This window comes from Streptomyces sp. Da 82-17 (assembly GCF_046098215.1).
In the GTDB taxonomy this organism is placed as follows: Bacteria; Actinomycetota; Actinomycetes; order Streptomycetales; family Streptomycetaceae; genus Streptomyces.
Window position 1 is genome coordinate 485,405 of sequence record NZ_JBJURH010000001.1, and the last position, 16,662, is coordinate 502,066.

The following is a 16,662-nucleotide window of genomic DNA, read 5'->3' on the forward strand; positions in this document are numbered from 1 at the left end:
TCCAGCCCCAACTCATCAAGATCTAGCCAGATAGGCCCGGTCCTTCCATCTGCGGTGCGGAGGGAACAGGCATCCGCCTACCTCGGCCCCCAGCGTTGTCGGTCACGCCTGTTAGAACTTGGCGTGACGATTCCTGGGACGAGGGAGCAGATGTGGTGGATACGGGGGACGCGACTCAGCCGGTCGCAGGTGTCTACGAAAAGCTGGTTACCCACAGCTTGCAGAGCCAGATGACACAGCTTGAAGCTGCCGGCTGGAAGGCCATCGAGGGGGAGGTCAGCTCGGAGTCATCACCGCATGTGCTGGCGCGACACATCGCAGAAGCAGCACAGCGCAGGCTTCTTCAACTCCCGCATGACAAGCGCCTAGAAGCGGCGAACGCCATCATGGAGTCATTGGCCGCCGCCGCACCGGACCTCGATGTGGATGCCGCGGGCGGCCTCATCGCGGACGGCCCCCGCCAGTTGCTGGCCCTGGCGGAACAGGAAGCTCCGGGGGTGTATGCGATCCGTCCAGCAACACCCCTTTCCGAGACGGCGCTCATCACCAACTCCCCCGACGATCCAAGCCTGGGCTCTGAGCTACGCGCAGAACTGGCGACCGCGGACCGCATCGACCTGCTCTGTGCCTTCGTGAAGTGGTATGGCATTCGCGTACTCGAAGATGCACTTCTCGATGCGAAGCAGCGCGGAGTGCCGATCCGAGTCATCACAACGACATATATCGGCGCCACGGATCGATTCGCGCTCGACCGCCTTGTCCGAGAATTTGGTGCCGAGGTAAAGGTCAACTACGAGACCCGATCCACACGCCTTCACGCGAAAGCCTGGCTGTTTCGACGCAACAGTGGCTTCGACACCGCATACGTCGGAAGCTCAAACCTCTCCAAGGCGGCTCTGCTTGATGGCCTCGAGTGGAACGTGCGAGTCTCCTCGGTTTCCACTCCCGATGTCATACGCAAGTTTGAGGCCACGTTTGATGCCTACTGGGATGACCTGACGTTCGAGGCCTATGACCCCGACGCCGACGGCACCCGGCTCGATGAGGCACTCCGCATCGCAGGCGGCACGTCAACGAAGCCCGAGGGGACACGCAGGATCACTCTCTCCGGCCTCGAGGTGCGCCCTTACCCACATCAGCGGGACATGCTCGAACGCCTCGAAGTTGAGCGGGAGATCCACGATCGGCACCGAAATCTCATGGTGGCTGCCACGGGGACAGGCAAGACGGTCATGGCCGCACTCGACTACAAACAGCTACGTAAGAAGCACGGCCGCGACCTGCGACTGCTCTTTATTGCGCACCGTAGAGAGATCCTCGAACAGTCGATGCGCACGTACCAAGATGTGCTAGTCGACGGGAACTTCGGAGAGCAACTACACAGCGGAGAGATCCCGCACCGCTGGAACCACGTCTTCGCCAGCGTGCAGTCCCTCAGTGCACGCACCCTCGACCAGCTGTCCCCCGATCACTTCGACGTGATCGTGATCGACGAGTTTCACCACGGCACAGCGCCGACCTATCGCAAGGTCGTGGAGCACTTCAAGCCTGCGGAGTTGCTGGGACTCACCGCGACACCTGAGCGTGCGGACGGCAAGAACATCCAAGACGAGTTCTTCGAGGGGCGCATCGCAGCCGAGATGCGACTGTGGGAAGCGCTCGAGAACGACCTCCTCACCCCTTTCCACTACTTCGGAATCAGCGACAACACCGACCTGAGTACGGTAACTTGGAAGCGCGGCCAGTATGACGAGGCGGAGCTCAGCAACGTACTGACGGGAAACACTGCCCGTGCCCGACTCATCGTGAAGAAGGTCGAAGAAAAGGTTGCAGACCCCGGTTCCATGCGAGCTCTGGGGTTCTGCGTATCCGTTGCACACGCTCACTTCATGGCTGACTTCTTCCGCTCCGCCGGACTCAACGCCATCGCACTGTCTGGTGAGACACCTGCGGACCAGCGCAAGCGGGCCTTGGACGACCTCAAGACCGGTGATCTACAAGTCATCTTCTCGGTGGACCTCTTCAACGAGGGCTTGGACATCCCTGACGTGGACACGCTGCTGTTGCTCCGCCCCACATCGAGCGCAACGGTATTCCTGCAGCAGCTCGGTCGCGGCCTGCGCCGCACCCCGGACAAAGCCGTCCTCACAGTTCTCGATTTCATCGGACAGCATCGAAAAGAGTTCCGCTTCGAGAGTCAGTTCCGGGCCCTCACGAATCTGACGCGAAAGCGCCTCATCGATCATATGGCGGCAGGTTTCCCTCAGCTCCCGGCTGGCTGCCAAATCCTTCTCGAGGAGAAGGCGAAGCACACCATCATCGAGAACATCAAGGCTCAGATCGGAGTCAACGTAACCGCCCTCGCTCGCGAGGTTGGCGAATACGGAGAGGTAAAGCTGGGCCGCTATCTGGAAGAAAGCGGCAGGGAACTCAAGGAGCTGTACCGCGGCAACGGAAACTCCTGGACTGGTCTACTGCGTCGGTGCGGCCTCCTCAGGAACGAAGCCCCTGAAGGTGAATCCGCCCTCCTCAAGCGGGTACCCGCGTTCCTCCACGTCGACGATCCGCTTCGTGTCGCGGCGTACACCAGGCTCCTCGAAGACGACGCCCCGCCTTATGACGACCTCGATGAGCAGGGTCAGGCCTACGCCAGGATGCTCTTCTTCCAACTCTGGCCACTGGGCGGCGTGACCCGTAAGGGCTTCGCATCGTATGACGCCGGCTTCGCGACGCTACGCAATCAGCACGCCGTACGCAGCGAAATCCGTCAGGTACTCAAGTACAACCTCGACCGCACCGAGCATGTCCCGGTGCCACTGCTCGGGGATCACGCAGGCGTGCCGCTCACCGTTCATGCGTCGTACAGCCGCGAGGAGATCCTCCCAGCACTCAGCCAGTCGTACATTGGCGGTTTCATGCCTGGTGACTTCCGCGAGGGCGTCAAGTGGTGCGAGTCAGTCAATACCGATGCACTCTTGATCACCCGAGAGAAGAACGAGAAGGACTTCTCCCCGCAAACCCGCTACCACGACTACGCACTGACCCCGAAACGATTCCACTGGGAGTCACAGAACCAGACCTCCGAGTCCTCAGTTACCGGGCAGCGCTACCAGAACCACGCAGCCAACGGCAGCCATGTCCTACTCTTCATCCGCCGGTACAAGAGCACTGATATCGGCGGCCCGCAGCCGTGGATGCTCCTCGGCCCTGCGACGTATGTAGAGCACAAGGGGAGCAAGCCGATGGCCATTACCTGGGAGCTGAAGCATGAAATCCCCGCGGACGTTTGGCTGTACTCCGCCATCGCAGCGAGCTAGCACCCAATCCCCCCCCCAAACGCCCTCGATAGCCAGCCATTAGCGCAGATCGTTATCCACGGTCATGGCACACCAACCGCCATGACCGTGGCCCGACGACGACCTCAGTTGACCGGCTGGTTGGGATCTCGGATGACAGCCCCGGCCCTGTCAAGAAAGCGGGCCTTCAGCAGCGATACCTCGTCCTTAGCGCGTATCCACTGTTCCCATCGCTGAGCAACTTCACCGCTGGGGTCAGACGCTGCTCCCTGGGCTGCCATCAGCAACTCAGCAGCGCGTATGGTCCGTTCGGCCAGGACCTGAGCCTGTTGCATTACCTCAGCCGTGCCCCATAGAGCGAGTTGACTCGTCGTTGCCTCCACTGCCAGGAACCGCTCAGCAAGCTCTTCACGCATCTCTACCGAGAGGTCCTCGCCGACTCTGATCAGAGGGGCTGCTTTCGTCAGCGAGGACTCCAGCGCGATGTGAGCTTCGACCAGCTTCGCGTAGTGCTGCTGCCTCTGTCCTCGGACCCACTGAAAGTGTTCTGCAGCCGCGTTGCCGGTGACTTGAGTTCTAGCCGCCTCAACTGCCTTAGCTCCACCCCGGGCCGCCCCCAAGAACGACAAGGCTCCGCCAGCAACTGCCGCACTGACGCCAGAACCGAGCAAAGTCACCCAAGCGTCCATACTCTCCCCACCCCGAGCGCATCTGTTTGCGCCAAGATTCCAAGTCAGCCTGTCGAACGAGGTGTTCGACTGCACCATCTGATTAGCCTCGATACATGATCGCTGACATACCAACGTTCAAGCCTGGAGATGAGCTCACGCGTGAGGGCATCCGCGCCGAGCTGGGTGGCGGCTCACAGGGCGGCATCTGTCCGTCGACCACGACGCCAACCATCTCGCTGTACTCGGATACCAACGTCGGCGACCAGTACGGATACCACGATGGGTGGCTTCAGGAGCAGGACGCTCTCGGCCCCATCTTCGAGTACACCGGGGCAGGCACTCAGGGCGACCAGTCCTTCGAAGGTCGCACAGGCCAAGGCAACGCGGCGATCCTCTATCACGCGGAGCAGAACCGTTCCCTCCATCTGTTCATCGCCGTTGGCAAAGTGCCCGGGAGTGGGACCAAGGTCCATCGCTACGTCGGCCGGTTCAAGGTGGACGACAAGCGCCCCTACTACGAGCGGCCCGGGGTCGGTTCAGACCTCAAACCACGCAGGGTGATCGTCTTCAGACTTAGGCCTGTTGGAGACGTCTACAGGCACCCCTCGGACTTCATGCCGCCGGCGACGCAGACCAAGTTCGAGTTCGTCAAGGGGCACGCTACAAAGCGACTTGAGATCCTCCGGCGCAGGATTCAGAAGAGCGGTAGGGCTCCGTCTCCCGCTACCAATGTGGCCCTGCAGCGCGAGGAGTTGCGCGATGAGTGGGAAACCCAGCTCATTGAAGAGGGCCAGGATGTCGGCTTCGCCCAGGTGCGCATCAAGGGCATGACGGACACCTTGGTGAGCGGCATCCTCAATCGAACCAACAACACTCTGTACGAGCCGTCGGGTAGCACCACACGCGACGTACTGCGTGAAGCCCTCATGCAACTGCTCGACTTCAGTCGCTATTTCCCCACAACACCAGGATCGCCGCTGCGACGCATGCTTCTGCTACCTGGGCTTCCGGATGAAGACACCCTGGAGCTCCTGGCGGAGCACAACGTAGGGATCATCTATCGCAACGGATCCGGTGGGTTTACTGAACTTCCCCCGCCTCCGGGCCAACCAGGGACACAAGGCACCCCAGTACCGTGCAGCGACTGCCCGCAGCGAGAGTCTGGAACACCTCTGCCCGCCTAAGCCGCAGCCGGATGCCCAGGCGAAAGAAACACCAGCACCTCGTTCCCCGCCCCCGGCAGCGGCTCCGCTTCCCGCCAGCCCAGGCGCCGGTAGCTCGCGACCGCGTTCTTCGCGTGGCGGGACATGGGGACCCAGGCTCGGCCTTCGGGGGCGTCGGCGGTGAGTTCGGAGAGGAGGGTGCGGCCGAGGCCCTGGGGGCGGGCGTGGCGGCGGACGGCGAGTTCGTCCAACTCCAGTGCGCCGACGAGGAGTTCCTCGACGCGCGCCTCGCCGAGCTGGGAGACGACCTTCGCGTAGGTGGGGGTGTCCGGCAGGGTGCGCGGGGTCAGCCAGGCGATGGCGAAGCCGTCGATGCCGGTGCGGGACTGGGAGAGCACGGCCCGGAAGCCGGGGCGTTCCGTGTCGCCGCGGAGGCGGTAGTGGAATCGCTGAATGGTTTCCTCATCCTCGTTCCACGGGGGCGCGGAGAACACCTCGGCGTAGGCGTCCACCAGGTCTTCCGCGAGGTCGAGGACGGTCGCTCCGTAACAGATCACGCGTGCGTCTCCCACTGCTCTTCGGTGGCCGCCGACCGGGGCTGCGGTGGCGGCGGTTCCGCTGTGTCCCAATCTAGGTTGTTTCCGTTGTGTGTGAGGTTGCGGGGTGGCTTGTGGGGGTACGGGACGTAGCTTCTTGATCTTCAACTGGCCCTGTGGAAAAGGGAGATGGGGACGAGATCAGCACTTCACGCGTCACTGCCGCACACAGTCTCGAACGTCCCCGGACGGGGCTCCACTGGCTTCAGTTCCCGGGCGTGTCGCGCCCCGCGCGCCTGCGCGCCGCCGCCCGCCCCGCAAGCGCCGCCGCCGTCACGCCCGCCGTGATCAGCGCCGCGAAGAACGCCCACGCGAGCGGCCACGGCGAGGCGTCCGCCGCCTCATGGGTCGACAGGGACGCGTACAACAGCACCACCGGCGGCCCCGCGATCAGCGGCACCGTCCAGGCCAGGCGGTCCTGCGCGCCCAGGCAGGCGCCGAGGAACAGGAGTACGGCGGCGAGCACCGCAACTCCCGTACCGGTCACCGGAGTTGTCTCCTGCAGCGCGCCCGGTGTCGCGGCGCGGTTGCGCAGGTCCCAGGGCAGGCAGAGGAGGTACGCGCCCGCCGCCAGCCCCGCCCCGGTCACCCGCAGCAGCCCCCGTTCGGGCAGCGGGCGCAGGGAGAGCGGGCTCAGTGCGTTCGTCGTCATACGTCCAGGGTGCGGCGGGGTACGGGTCCCGCCACTGAGTACGCGTACTCAAATCCGCTACTCAGCCCCCGGCGCCGGCGGCCGCCCCGGCCCCGACCCCGGCCCCGATCCCGGCCCCCGAAAAGTGACCCGATAGGCCCGGGGCGAGACCCCCAGGGCCGTCTGGAAGTGCTGGCGCAGGGACGCGGCCGTGCCGAAGCCGGACTCGGCGGCGACGCGGTCCACCGTGTGGTCGGTCTCCTCCAGCAACTCCCGGGCCCGCGCGAGGCGTTGCTGCGCGAGCCACTGCATCGGCGTGAGGCCGGACTCCTCGCGGAAGCGGCGGCTGAACGTGCGTACGCTCATCGCCTCGCGGTCCGCCAACTCCCGCAGCGTGAGGGGCTGTTCGAGCCGGTCCAGGGCCCAGGCGCGGGCCGCGGACGTGGACGAGCCGCCGGGCACCGCGACGGGTCGGGGGATGTACTGCGCCTGGCCGCCCTCGCGGTGCGGCGGTACGACCGTGCGGCGGGCCACGTCGGCGGCGACGGCCGCGCCGAAGTCGCAGCGGATCAGGTGCAGGCACAGGTCGATGCCCGCGGCCTCCCCGGCCGAGGTGAGGACCCGGCGCCCGTCGGCGTCCCCGCCCCCGTCCACGTACAGCACCTCCGGCTCCACCCGGACCGCGGGGAACGTGCGGGCGAAGTGGTCCGTGGAGAGCCAGTGCGTGGTGGCGGGGCGGCCGTCGAGGAGGCCGTGGGCGGCGAGGACGAAGGCGCCGGTGCAGATCGAGGCGATCCGGGCGCCGGGCGGGACCCGGTCGAGGGCGGCGGCGAGCGCGGGCGGCAGGCCGTCGGCGTACGACTCGTCCTCCTCGTGGGAGGCCGGGACCAGCACCGTGTCGGCCTGCTCCAGGGCCTCGGGGCCGTGCCCGGCGCGGATCGGGAAGTCGGCGTCCGTACGGATCATGCCGGGGGCGAGCGCGCAGGTCACGACGGAGTAGAGCGGTTCGCCGGCGGCGGAGCGGGCCGCGCCGAACAGCTGGTGGACCAGGCCGAGCTCCATCGGCAGCACGCCGTCCCGGACGAGCACGGCGACCCGGTGCGGCAGTGACGGAGACGGGGAGGGCATGCGCGCTACGCCCCGAACATCCGCGAGACCGTGTAGATCGCGAGCCCCGCCAGGGAGCCCACCACCGTGCCGTTGATGCGGATGAACTGCAGGTCACGGCCGATGTGGGCCTCGATCTTCTTCGAGGTGTGCTCGGCATCCCAGCCGGCCACGGTCTCCGTGATGAGCGAGGTGATCTCGGAGCGGTAGGTGGTGACCACGTACACCGCCGCGTCCTCGACCCACGCGTTGACCTTGCGCTGCAGCTCCGGGTCGGTGGACAGGCGCTGCCCGAGGGAGAGCAGGGCGGCGCGGACCCGCAGGCGGAGCTCGCTGCGCTCGTCCTCGGCGGCGGAGACGATCATCGCGCGGACGGAGGACCAGGCGGAGGCGATGACGTCCTGGACCTCGCCGCGGCCGAGGACCTCGCTCTTGAGGCGCTCGACGCGCGCGCGGGTGTCGCTGTCGGACTGCAGGTCGACGGCGAAGTCGGTGAGGAAGCGGTCGATGGCGCCGCGGGCCGGGTGCTCGGGCATGTCCCGCATCTCGGTGACGAAGCGGAGCAGCTCCCGGTAGACCCGCTCGCCCACCTTGCGGTCGACGAACCGCGGCGTCCAGCCGGGGGCGCCGCCCTCGACCGCGTCCATCACGGAGTCGGCGTGCGCGACCAGCCAGTCGTGGGCGCGGACGCAGACCAGGTCGACGACGCGGTGGTGGCCGCCGTCCGCGACGACCTTGTCGAGGGTCTTGCCGAGCCCCGGCGCGATCTCGACGGCGTCGGCACGGCGGGTGATGGCCTCGCCGACGACGGCCTGGACGTCGGAGTCGCGCAGCACCGTGAGGGCGCCGCGCAGCGCGGTGGACAGCTCGGCGGTGACGCGGTCGGCGTGCTCGGGCTCGGCGAGCCAGGCGCCGAGCCGGGCGCCGAGGCCGACCCCGCGCAGGCGGCGCCGCACGACGGCCTCGGAGAGGAAGTTCTCGCCGACGAACTCGCCCAGGGAGACGCCCAGCTGGTCCTTCTTGGTCGGGATGATCGCGGTGTGCGGGATGGGCAGGCCGAGGGGGCGGCGGAACAGCGCGGTCACGGCGAACCAGTCGGCGAGCGCGCCGACCATGCCGGCCTCGGCGGCCGCCGCCACGTACCCGGTCCAGCCGCCCGCGCCCGCGCTCTGCGCCCACTTGGCGAGGACGTAGACGAGGGCGACGAGGAGCAGCAGGCCGGTCGCGGTGGCCTTCATGCGCCGTACGCCGCGGAACTTCTCCTCGTCGGCCGCGCTGTACGTGAAGCCGGCGGGGGCGGCGGCGTGGTCGGTCACGGAGGCGGACCGGGATGTGCCGGATGAGTCACCACTGAGCAGGGAATGCTCCCTGGCGACAGGTTCATCCGCTTCTTCCGGTTTCTCGTGTTCCGCTGATTTCTCGCGTTCCATCCGCTCCACCATCCGACAGTCCCCCGACTCCCCGTCCCATTGTCCCGACGTTGCCTCTACGTGACCTACTCCTGGAACGAACCGCGAGTTCCCGGCGTCTTGTTCGGGCGGAGGGGGTGCCGTGCGCGGCCCTTCCGCCCATGCAGCAAAATGGGATTGTCGAACTGGAGCCCCGGGCTCCCCTGCCCGAGGAGAAAAAGGCCGCGTGACCAGGCGTAACGGTTATGCCCTACTGGCTGCCCTGGCGGCCGTCGTGGTGTTGATCTCCGCGGCCATATACGTGGGTGTGTCCGGCGATGCCCGGGACGACGACCTGCGTGCGGGCCCGCGCACCCCGCAGGGTTCGGCCGCTCCCGCGTCCTCCGGCACCTGGGTCGGCACCTGGTCCAGCTCGCCCGCGGCCGCCGAGCCGCGCACCGAGGAGGGCTTCGCGGGCCGCTCCATCCGCAACGTCGTGCACACCAGCGTCGGCGGCAGCAGCGCCCGCATCACGCTGTCCAATCTGTACGGGCGTACGCCGCTGTCCATCACGCACGCCTCCATAGCCCTGGCGGCCGCGCCCAACAACCCGAGCGCGGCTGCCGGAACCCTGCGCCGCCTGTCCTTCGGCGGCAACCACTCGGTGGTCGTCGAGCCGGGCGGCCAGGTCGTCTCCGACCCGGTCAGGCTGCGCGTGCCGCACGACGCCGACCTGCTCGTGACGACCTTCTCCCCCACCCCGTCGGGCCCGGTGACGTACCACCCGCACGCCCGGCAGATCAGTTACGTGGCCGACGGCGACCGGGTCTCGGACCTGGCCGGCGACGCGTACACCCAGCAGAGCCCGTACTGGCGCTACCTCGCCGCGGTCGACGTGCTCAGCCGCGAGGCCGAGGGCGCGGTGGTCGTGCTCGGCGACTCCCTGACGGACGGCGTGAGCGCCACGATGGGCGCCAACACCCGCTGGACGGACGTCCTTTCGGACCGGCTGCGCGAGGAGCAGGGCGCGCCCCGCTACAGCGTCCTCAACCAGGGCATCAGCGGCAACCGCATCCTCTCCGACGGCCTCGGCCGGCCCGCCGACAACCCGAGCGGCCTCTCCCGCTTCGAGCGCGACGCGCTGTCCCGTACCGGCGTCAAGACCGTCGTCATCGCCCTCGGCGTCAACGACATCCTGCGCAACCCGCAGCAGACCTCCGCCGACAAAGTCCTCGACGGGCTGCGGGAGTTGACCCGGCAGGCGCACGCACGCGGCCTGCGGGTGGTCGGGGCGACGCTGATGCCGTTCGGCGGACACCGCGGCTACACCCCGGAGTTGGACCAGGTCCGCCGCCAGGTCAACGACGAGATCCGGGCCGGCCGGGTCTTCGACGCGGTGGTGGACTTCGACCGCGCGGTGCGCGACCCGTACGCGCCGGAGCGGCTGCGCGAGCCGTACGACTCGGGCGACCACCTGCACCCGTCCGACGAGGGCTTCAAGCGGATGGCGTACGCGGTGAACCTGGCGGCGCTGAAGGGTTCCGTTCCGGCCGAGCTGTAGGTTCCGGGCGGGCCCCGCCCAGGGGCTACTTCTCCAGCCCCTTGCGCCGCTGCTCCTCCTTGAGGCGCCGCTTCTCCGCCCGCGTCACCTTCCGCTTCACGCCGACCCCGCCCCAGAACGCGAAGCCCGTGACGATCACGCGGGGAGCGCCGGGCTCGGGCAGGTCGTCGCCGAGGCGTTCCTCGAAGCCGCCCATGATGCCCCAGCCGCGCACGACCACGTCCACGCCGGGCGGCACGATCACGTCCACCCCGCCCATGATCGCCACCGCGTTGACGACGACCTCCGGAGCCTCGAACCGGGCCTCGCGCAGGTCGACTTCGCCGCCGCCCCAGAACGCGAAGCAGTTGAAGCGGCGCGGCACCGTCCACACGCCCTTGCGCGAGAAGCCCGACATGACGGCGACGCCGCCGGACGAGGTGGGCGCACCGCCGATCCGCTCCGCCCACGCTCCCGTGGCCCCCGGGTGCCCCGGCGCCGCACCCGGGCCGGCCACGGCGGGCAGATCCCGCGTCACGGGCTCCAACTCGCCGTACGTACGCGCCTTGTAGGTGGCGTCCAGGCGTTCCTGGAACTCCTCCATGTCGAGCCGACCCTCGGCGACGGCCTCCCGCAGCCGCTCGGCCACCCGCTCCCGGTCCGCGTCCGAAGCCCGCAGCTCCGGCAACTCGTCGGTCATACGTATCAGCCTAGGGCTGTCGACCGGTCCGCGTACATGCGGGCGATGACGGCTTCGATGTCGGGTTCCCTGACGGACAGGTCGACGACCGGGTACGACGACGCCAGCTCCGTGACGAGGGGCGCCGCCGACGCCGAGGCCGGGAAGGCCAGCCACTGCCGGGGCCCCTCGACCCGCACCACGCGCGCCCCGGCCACGGCGACCTCGGGCAGCTCGCGCTCGAAGTCCACGACGAGGGTGCGCTCGCTCTCGCCGACGCCGTGCAGCCCGGCGAGGTCCCCGTCGTACATGAGGCGGCCGTGGTCGATGACCATGACGCGTTTGCAGAGCTGCTCGATGTCCTGGAGGTCGTGCGTGGTGAGCAGCACGGTCGTGCCCGCCTCGGCGTTCAGGTCGCGCAGGAAGCCGCGCACCTTCGCCTTGGAGATCACGTCGAGCCCGATGGTCGGCTCGTCCAGGTACAGCACCTCCGGGTCGTGCAGCAGCGCCGCCGCGATGTCGCCGCGCATCCGCTGCCCGAGCGACAGTTGCCGCACCGGTGTGTCCAACAGGCCGCCCAGGTCGAGGAGTTGGACGCACCGGTCGAGGTTGGCGTGGAACCGGGCGTCGGGGATGCGGTACATGCGGTGCATCAGACGGTACGAGTCGATCAGCGGCAGGTCCCACCACAGCGTGGTGCGCTGCCCGAAGACGACGCCGATCCGCCCGGCCAGGCGGGTGCGCTCGCGGGCCGGTTCGAGCCCCGCGACCCTGATCCGGCCGCCGCTCGGCGTGAGGATGCCGGTGAGCATCTTGATGGTGGTCGACTTGCCCGCGCCGTTGGGCCCGATGTAGCCGACCATCTCGCCGCGCGGCACCCGGAACGAGATCCCGTCCACGGCCCGCACCTCGTGCCGCTCCCGGCGCAGGAACCCGGTCTTCCGGCGTACGTCGAAGACCTTCTCGACGCCGTCGAGCACGATGAAGTCGTCGGTCTCGTCGGTGGGTCCCACGAGTTCAGCCCCCATCAGGTCAGCCCTTTCAGCTTCCGGTACTGCGGTACGAACGGAGGCCCGCCCGCCACGCGAGCCCCGCGAGGGCGCAGCAGGCGGCGGCCACGAGCGGCGGCAGGAACGCGAGCCAGGAGGGCAGCCCGAGGGGGTTCTCCCGGTCGAGGACGTACAGCGCGGGCAGCCAGTTCACGAAGGCGAGCGGCAGCACGAACGTCACGCCCCGCACCAGCTCCTTCGCGAACACGGTCGGTGGGTACTGCAACAGCGTGTTCCCGCCGTACGTGAAGGCGTTCTGCACCTCGGAGGCGTCCTGCGCGAAGAACTGGAAGGCGCCGCCCGCCACCTGCACCGCCCCGAAGATCGCCGCGCCGCACAGCAGCATCATCGGCACGAGCAGCACCTTCACCGGGTCCCAGTCGACGTCGAGGACGCTCAGGCCGTAGCCGAGGACGAGCAGGCCCTGGGTGATCCGGCCGAGGCGGCGCAGCGCGAACCGGTCGGCGGCGACCTGCGCGAGGACCGGCGCGGGCCTTACGAGCAGCAGGTCGAGCGTGCCGTCCCGCACCCGGGAGCCGAGCCGCTGCACCGGCCCGAGGAACAGCTCGGCGAGCCCGAAGGCGGTGCCCGTGGTGCCGTAGAGGAACGCGATCTCGCCGAGCGTGAAGCCGCCGAGCGCGTCGACGTGCGAGAACATCAGCAGGATCGCGACGAAGTCGAAGCAGGTGACGGCGAAGTTGGCGAACAGGGTCAGGGCGAACGAGGCCCGGTAGGCCATCGTGGACCGCACCCACGCCCCGGCGATCAGCCGGTACGCGTACAGGCCGCGCCCCAACTGCGCCTTCCGGCCGACGAGTTCAGCCACCTTGCACCACCACCCTGCGGGTCGCGCTGAGTTGGAGGAGCCGCCCGGCGCCCAGCAGCACGACCGCCCAGGCGGCCTGGAACGCGTACACGCCGAACAGCCCGAACCCGGTGTGCTTGCCGAGCAGGATGTCGGCGGGCACCTGGAGCAGCGCCGACCAGGGCAGCAGGCGGGCGAGTTCGCCGAGGGCGCCGGGGAAGACGGTGAGCGGCAACAGCATGCCGGAGAAGAACATCCCGGCGATCGCGGCGATCTGCGTGATGCCCGCCCCGTCGAGCAGCCAGAACGCGGAGAGCGCCACCAGGTAGCGCAGCGCGAAGCTCACCACGAGCGCGAGCAGCACGGCGACGAGGAAGGCGAGCCAGACACCGGGCGCGGTGGGCAGGGCCAGGTCGAAGACCAGCGCCCCGAACGCCATCGGCACCACGCCCCGGCCCAGGAGCTGGAACACGGCCCGCCCCAAGTCGCCGGCGAGCCACCAGAGTTGGAGGTCGGCGGGCCGGTACAGGTCGACCGCGACGTCCCCGCTGCGGATCCGCTCGACCAGCTCGTCCTCGAACCCGCCGCCGAGCAGCGAGCACGCCGCGAGCATGGCCTGCGCGAGCCACACGTACGTGACGGCCTCGGCCTGGTCGTACCCGCCGAGGTGCGGCCGCTCGTCCCACAGGGCGACGTAGGTGTAGGCGAGGATCAGGCCGAAGACGGTGTTGGTGAAGAGCCCGGCGAGCGTGGCCGCCCGGTACGTCGCGTACCGCCTGAACCCCCCGGCCGCGACGGCCGCGTACAGACGCACCGGCTTCCCCTCTCCTGCCCGACCGGCCAAAGCGCACGACCCTAGCCGCCCCGGGCCCGGCCCGCCACGAAATTTCCCGCACGCGCGCCCGGGCCGGGTGAACCCGATCGGGGTGCAACAGTGTCCAATAGGTCGTACGAGGGACCTAACTGGCGAAACGGGAGTTCCGGGAGACATGAGCGACGAGCCCGACGAGCCTCAGCAGCCGGCCGAGGCGGGCGGACAGCCGGGCGGCGCGCAGGCGGCCGGCGCGCAGAAGCTCACGCGCAAGCAGCGCAGGGCCGCACGCAAGGCCGCACGGAAGGAGAAGCGGAAGCGGTCCGGCTGGCGCCGGATCTTCCCCACGTGGCGCATGCTGCTCGGCGCGTTCCTGCTGTTCTGCCTGCTGGTCGGCGGCGGCCTCGTGGCCGGCTACCTGCTCGTCGACATCCCGGCCGCCAACACCGCCGCCACGAAGCAGAGCAACGTCTATCTGTACGCCGACGGCTCGCCGCTGGCCCGGGACGGCGAGGTCAACCGGGAGAACGTCCCGCTGAGCCAGGTCCCGAAGCACGTGCAGCACGCGGTGCTCGCCGCCGAGGACCGGGACTTCTACTCCGAGTCGGCCGTCGACCCGCAGGCGATGCTCCGCGCCGCCTGGAACACGCTCACCGGCAAGGGCAAGCAGTCCGGGTCCACGATCACCCAGCAGTTCGTGAAGAACTACTACCTCGGCCAGGAGCAGACGGTCACCCGCAAGGCGAAGGAGTTCTTCATCGCCATCAAGCTGGACCGCCAGGTCAGCAAGAACGACATCCTCCTCGGCTATCTCAACACCAGCTACTTCGGCCGCAACGCCTACGGCATCCAGGCCGCCGCCCACGCCTACTACGGCAAGGACGCCGAACGCCTCACGGTCGCCGAGGGCGCGTACCTCGCGACGCTCCTCAACTCCCCCAACGCGTACGACGTCGCGGCCCACCCCGAGAACAAGGCCCGTGCCGTCGGCCGCTGGAACTACGTGCTCGACGGCATGGTCAAGGAGGGCTGGCTGAGCCGGGGGTCCCGGGACGCGACGAAGTTCCCGGCGCCCGACCCGGCCAAGGCGCCCTCCGGCATGTCGGGCCAGCGCGGCTATGTCGTCAAGGCCGTCGAGGACTGGCTCACCGAGCACGACGTCGTCGACGCGGACACCCTCGCCCAGGGCGGCTACCGCATCACGACCACCCTGCAGAAGCCCCGCCAGGACGACTTCGTGCAGGCCGTCGAGGACCAGCTGCTCGACGGGCTCGACCCGCAGGCCCGCGACGTCGACGGCCACGTCCGCGCGGGCGGCGCCGCCATCGACCCGGCCACCGGCGAGGTCGTCGCGATGTACGGCGGCCTCGACTACACGCAGCAGTACGTCAACAACGCCACCCGCCGCGACTACCAGGTCGGCTCCACCTTCAAGCCGTTCGTCTTCACCGCCGCCGTGCAGAACGGCGCGACCACCCAGGACGGCTTCCCGATCAACCCGAACACCCTCTACGACGGCACCAACCAGCGCCCCGTACAAGGCTGGCCGGGCGGTCACTACGCGCCGGAGAACGAGGACCAGCGCTCCTACGGGCAGCTCACGGTCCGGGACGCCACCGACCGGTCCGTCAACGCGGTCTACGCGCAGATGGCCGTGGACGTCGGCTCGGACAAGGTGCGGCAGACCGCCGTCGACCTGGGCATCCCGGCCACGACGCCGGACCTGACCGCCTCCCCGTCCATCGCCCTCGGCCCGGCCACGGCCAGCGTCCTCGACATGGCGCAGGCCTACGCGACGCTGGCAAACCACGGCGAGCACGGCTCGTACACGCTGGTCGAGAAGATCTCCAAGGACGGCGAGCGGATCGCGCTGCCGCAGCGGCAGTCACGGCAGGCCGTCAGCCGCGAGGCCGCCGACACGACCACGTCGATCCTGCAGAGCGTCGTCGACAACGGCACCGGCACCGCCGCCCAGGCCGCGGGCCGCCCGGCCGCCGGCAAGACGGGCACGGCCGAGGAGGACAAGGCCGCCTGGTTCGCCGGCTACACCCCGGAGCTCGCCACGGTCGTCGCCGTGCTCGGCCAGGACCCGAACCCGCCGTACGGCCAGACCCCGCTGTACGGCGCGCTCGGCCAGGCGCGGATCAACGGCGGCGGCGAACCGGCGCGCATCTGGGCCCAGTTCACCCGGGACGCGCTGGAGGGCGAGCCGGTGCAGGACTTCGACCTGGTCCTGGAGCCGGGCGCGGCGGAACCGGTACCGCCGCCGTCGGAAACGGAACCCGAACCGGAAGAGCCGCAGCCCACGGACGGCGGCGAGGAGCCGGGCACGACCGGGGGCGGCACCCAGCCCCCGACGGACGGCGGCACGGAAGGCGACATCCAAGGCCCGACACAGGGCCAGACGGATGGCGGCACCGACGGCGGCACGGAGGGCGGCGACACCCAGGGCCAGACGGACGGCGGTACGACAGACGGCGGTACGACGGACGGCGGCACTGCCGACGGCGGGACAGCGGACGGCGGCCTCACCGAGGGCGACGACAGCCGCCCCGGCAGGCCGCCGAGAAGCCAGAGGTAGCGAAGCTAGAGGTACAGCCCCGTCGAGTCCTCCGACCCCTCGAAGCGGTCCGCCGCCACCGCGTGCAGGTCCCGTTCGCGCATCAGCACGTACGCCACGCCCCGCACCTCGACCTCGGCCCGGTCCTCCGGGTCGTAGAGGACGCGGTCGCCGGGCTCCACGGTGCGGACGTTCTGCCCGACGGCGACGACCTCGGCCCAGGCGAGCCGCCGGCCCACGGCCGCGGTCGCGGGGATGACGATGCCGCCGGTGGAGCGTCGCTCGCCCTCCGCGATGTCGGTCCTGACGAGGACGCGGTCGTGCAGCATCCGGATGGGCAGCTTGTCGTGGTGTTGGCTGTTGGCG

Annotated in this window: 14 protein-coding genes; 4 read left to right on the forward strand and 10 right to left on the reverse strand. The window is 69.0% G+C overall.

Going from position 1 to position 16,662, the window contains the following annotated elements; genetic code table 11:
- The first annotated feature begins 152 nt into the window (after positions 1-152).
- Positions 153-3,317, forward strand: a complete 3,165-nt coding sequence (locus ACIDOF_RS02215; RefSeq protein WP_409003867.1) for a DUF3427 domain-containing protein — start codon at positions 153-155, stop codon at positions 3,315-3,317.
- A 104-nt stretch (positions 3,318-3,421) separates the two neighbouring features.
- Here ACIDOF_RS02215 and ACIDOF_RS02220 read toward each other — a convergent pair whose 3' ends face one another.
- Positions 3,422-4,063, reverse strand: coding sequence for a hypothetical protein (locus ACIDOF_RS02220; protein ID WP_409003868.1), 642 nt, complete (start codon positions 4,061-4,063; stop codon positions 3,422-3,424).
- A 17-nt stretch (positions 4,064-4,080) separates the two neighbouring features.
- Between ACIDOF_RS02220 and ACIDOF_RS02225 the strand changes: the two genes are divergently transcribed.
- The gene (locus ACIDOF_RS02225) at positions 4,081-5,151 is read left to right on the forward strand and encodes a hypothetical protein (protein WP_409003869.1); all 1,071 of its coding nucleotides are present in this window, start codon (positions 4,081-4,083) and stop codon (positions 5,149-5,151) included.
- On the opposite strand, the gene ACIDOF_RS02230 is transcribed toward ACIDOF_RS02225, so the two are convergent.
- From ACIDOF_RS02230 to ACIDOF_RS02245, 4 genes are all read right to left on the reverse strand, one after another.
- Positions 5,148-5,687, reverse strand: coding sequence for an N-acetyltransferase (locus ACIDOF_RS02230; RefSeq protein ID WP_409003870.1), 540 nt, complete (start codon positions 5,685-5,687; stop codon positions 5,148-5,150). The two genes, ACIDOF_RS02225 and ACIDOF_RS02230, sit on opposite strands and share 4 nt — an antisense overlap.
- Before the next feature lie 244 nt (positions 5,688-5,931).
- Positions 5,932-6,378 carry a hypothetical protein gene (locus tag ACIDOF_RS02235; RefSeq protein ID WP_409003871.1) on the reverse strand — a complete coding sequence of 149 codons (447 nt, stop codon included), beginning with the start codon at positions 6,376-6,378 and terminating at the stop codon, positions 5,932-5,934.
- A 57-nt stretch (positions 6,379-6,435) separates the two neighbouring features.
- Positions 6,436-7,485 (reverse strand): GlxA family transcriptional regulator, encoded by a 1,050-nt coding sequence (locus tag ACIDOF_RS02240; protein ID WP_409003872.1) that lies wholly within the window; start codon positions 7,483-7,485, stop codon positions 6,436-6,438.
- 5 nt (positions 7,486-7,490) lie between these two features.
- Positions 7,491-8,702, reverse strand: a complete 1,212-nt coding sequence (locus ACIDOF_RS02245; RefSeq protein WP_409004028.1) for a DUF445 domain-containing protein — start codon at positions 8,700-8,702, stop codon at positions 7,491-7,493.
- A 397-nt stretch (positions 8,703-9,099) separates the two neighbouring features.
- Between ACIDOF_RS02245 and ACIDOF_RS02250 the strand changes: the two genes are divergently transcribed.
- Positions 9,100-10,413: an SGNH/GDSL hydrolase family protein gene (locus ACIDOF_RS02250; protein ID WP_409003873.1), complete on the forward strand. Its 1,314-nt coding sequence runs from the start codon at positions 9,100-9,102 to the stop codon at positions 10,411-10,413.
- Positions 10,414-10,438: 25 nt separating this feature from the next.
- Here the strand turns inward: ACIDOF_RS02250 and ACIDOF_RS02255 are convergent, their stop codons facing one another.
- The 4 genes from ACIDOF_RS02255 to ACIDOF_RS02270 are packed head-to-tail and all read right to left on the reverse strand — an operon-like array spanning position 10,439 to position 13,739.
- Positions 10,439-11,092: a DUF1707 domain-containing protein gene (locus tag ACIDOF_RS02255; protein WP_409003874.1), complete on the reverse strand. Its 654-nt coding sequence runs from the start codon at positions 11,090-11,092 to the stop codon at positions 10,439-10,441.
- 5 nt (positions 11,093-11,097) lie between these two features.
- Positions 11,098-12,099, reverse strand: a complete 1,002-nt coding sequence (locus ACIDOF_RS02260; protein ID WP_409003875.1) for an ATP-binding cassette domain-containing protein — start codon at positions 12,097-12,099, stop codon at positions 11,098-11,100.
- A gap of 13 nt (positions 12,100-12,112) precedes the next feature.
- Positions 12,113-12,946 carry an ABC transporter permease gene (locus ACIDOF_RS02265; RefSeq protein ID WP_409003876.1) on the reverse strand — a complete coding sequence of 278 codons (834 nt, stop codon included), beginning with the start codon at positions 12,944-12,946 and terminating at the stop codon, positions 12,113-12,115.
- Positions 12,939-13,739, reverse strand: a complete 801-nt coding sequence (locus ACIDOF_RS02270) for an ABC transporter permease (RefSeq protein WP_409003877.1) — start codon at positions 13,737-13,739, stop codon at positions 12,939-12,941. Before ACIDOF_RS02270 ends, ACIDOF_RS02265 begins: the two co-directional genes overlap by 8 nt.
- Before the next feature lie 175 nt (positions 13,740-13,914).
- Here ACIDOF_RS02270 and ACIDOF_RS02275 point away from each other — a divergent pair, with 175 nt between their 5' ends.
- Positions 13,915-16,317 carry a transglycosylase domain-containing protein gene (locus ACIDOF_RS02275; protein WP_409003878.1) on the forward strand — a complete coding sequence of 801 codons (2,403 nt, stop codon included), beginning with the start codon at positions 13,915-13,917 and terminating at the stop codon, positions 16,315-16,317.
- A 5-nt stretch (positions 16,318-16,322) separates the two neighbouring features.
- Here ACIDOF_RS02275 and ACIDOF_RS02280 read toward each other — a convergent pair whose 3' ends face one another.
- Positions 16,323-16,625 carry a GroES family chaperonin gene (locus tag ACIDOF_RS02280; protein WP_409004029.1) on the reverse strand — a complete coding sequence of 101 codons (303 nt, stop codon included), beginning with the start codon at positions 16,623-16,625 and terminating at the stop codon, positions 16,323-16,325.
- Between the last annotated feature and the right edge of the window lie 37 nt (positions 16,626-16,662).

Bases quoted from the DNA above. Each gene is read 5' to 3' on its own strand.
- ACIDOF_RS02260 (WP_409003875.1), bottom strand. From the start codon at position 12,099: ATGGGGGCTGAACTCGTGGGACCCACCGACGAGACCGACGACTTCATC.
- ACIDOF_RS02245 (WP_409004028.1), bottom strand. From the start codon at position 8,702: ATGAAGGCCACCGCGACCGGCCTGCTGCTCCTCGTCGCCCTCGTCTAC.
- ACIDOF_RS02280 (WP_409004029.1), bottom strand. From the start codon at position 16,625: ATGCTGCACGACCGCGTCCTCGTCAGGACCGACATCGCGGAGGGCGAG.
- ACIDOF_RS02225 (WP_409003869.1), top strand. From the start codon at position 4,081: ATGATCGCTGACATACCAACGTTCAAGCCTGGAGATGAGCTCACGCGT.
- ACIDOF_RS02235 (WP_409003871.1), bottom strand. From the start codon at position 6,378: ATGACGACGAACGCACTGAGCCCGCTCTCCCTGCGCCCGCTGCCCGAA.
- ACIDOF_RS02255 (WP_409003874.1), bottom strand. From the start codon at position 11,092: ATGACCGACGAGTTGCCGGAGCTGCGGGCTTCGGACGCGGACCGGGAG.
- ACIDOF_RS02220 (WP_409003868.1), bottom strand. From the start codon at position 4,063: ATGGTGCAGTCGAACACCTCGTTCGACAGGCTGACTTGGAATCTTGGC.
- ACIDOF_RS02240 (WP_409003872.1), bottom strand. From the start codon at position 7,485: ATGCCCTCCCCGTCTCCGTCACTGCCGCACCGGGTCGCCGTGCTCGTC.
- ACIDOF_RS02275 (WP_409003878.1), top strand. From the start codon at position 13,915: ATGAGCGACGAGCCCGACGAGCCTCAGCAGCCGGCCGAGGCGGGCGGA.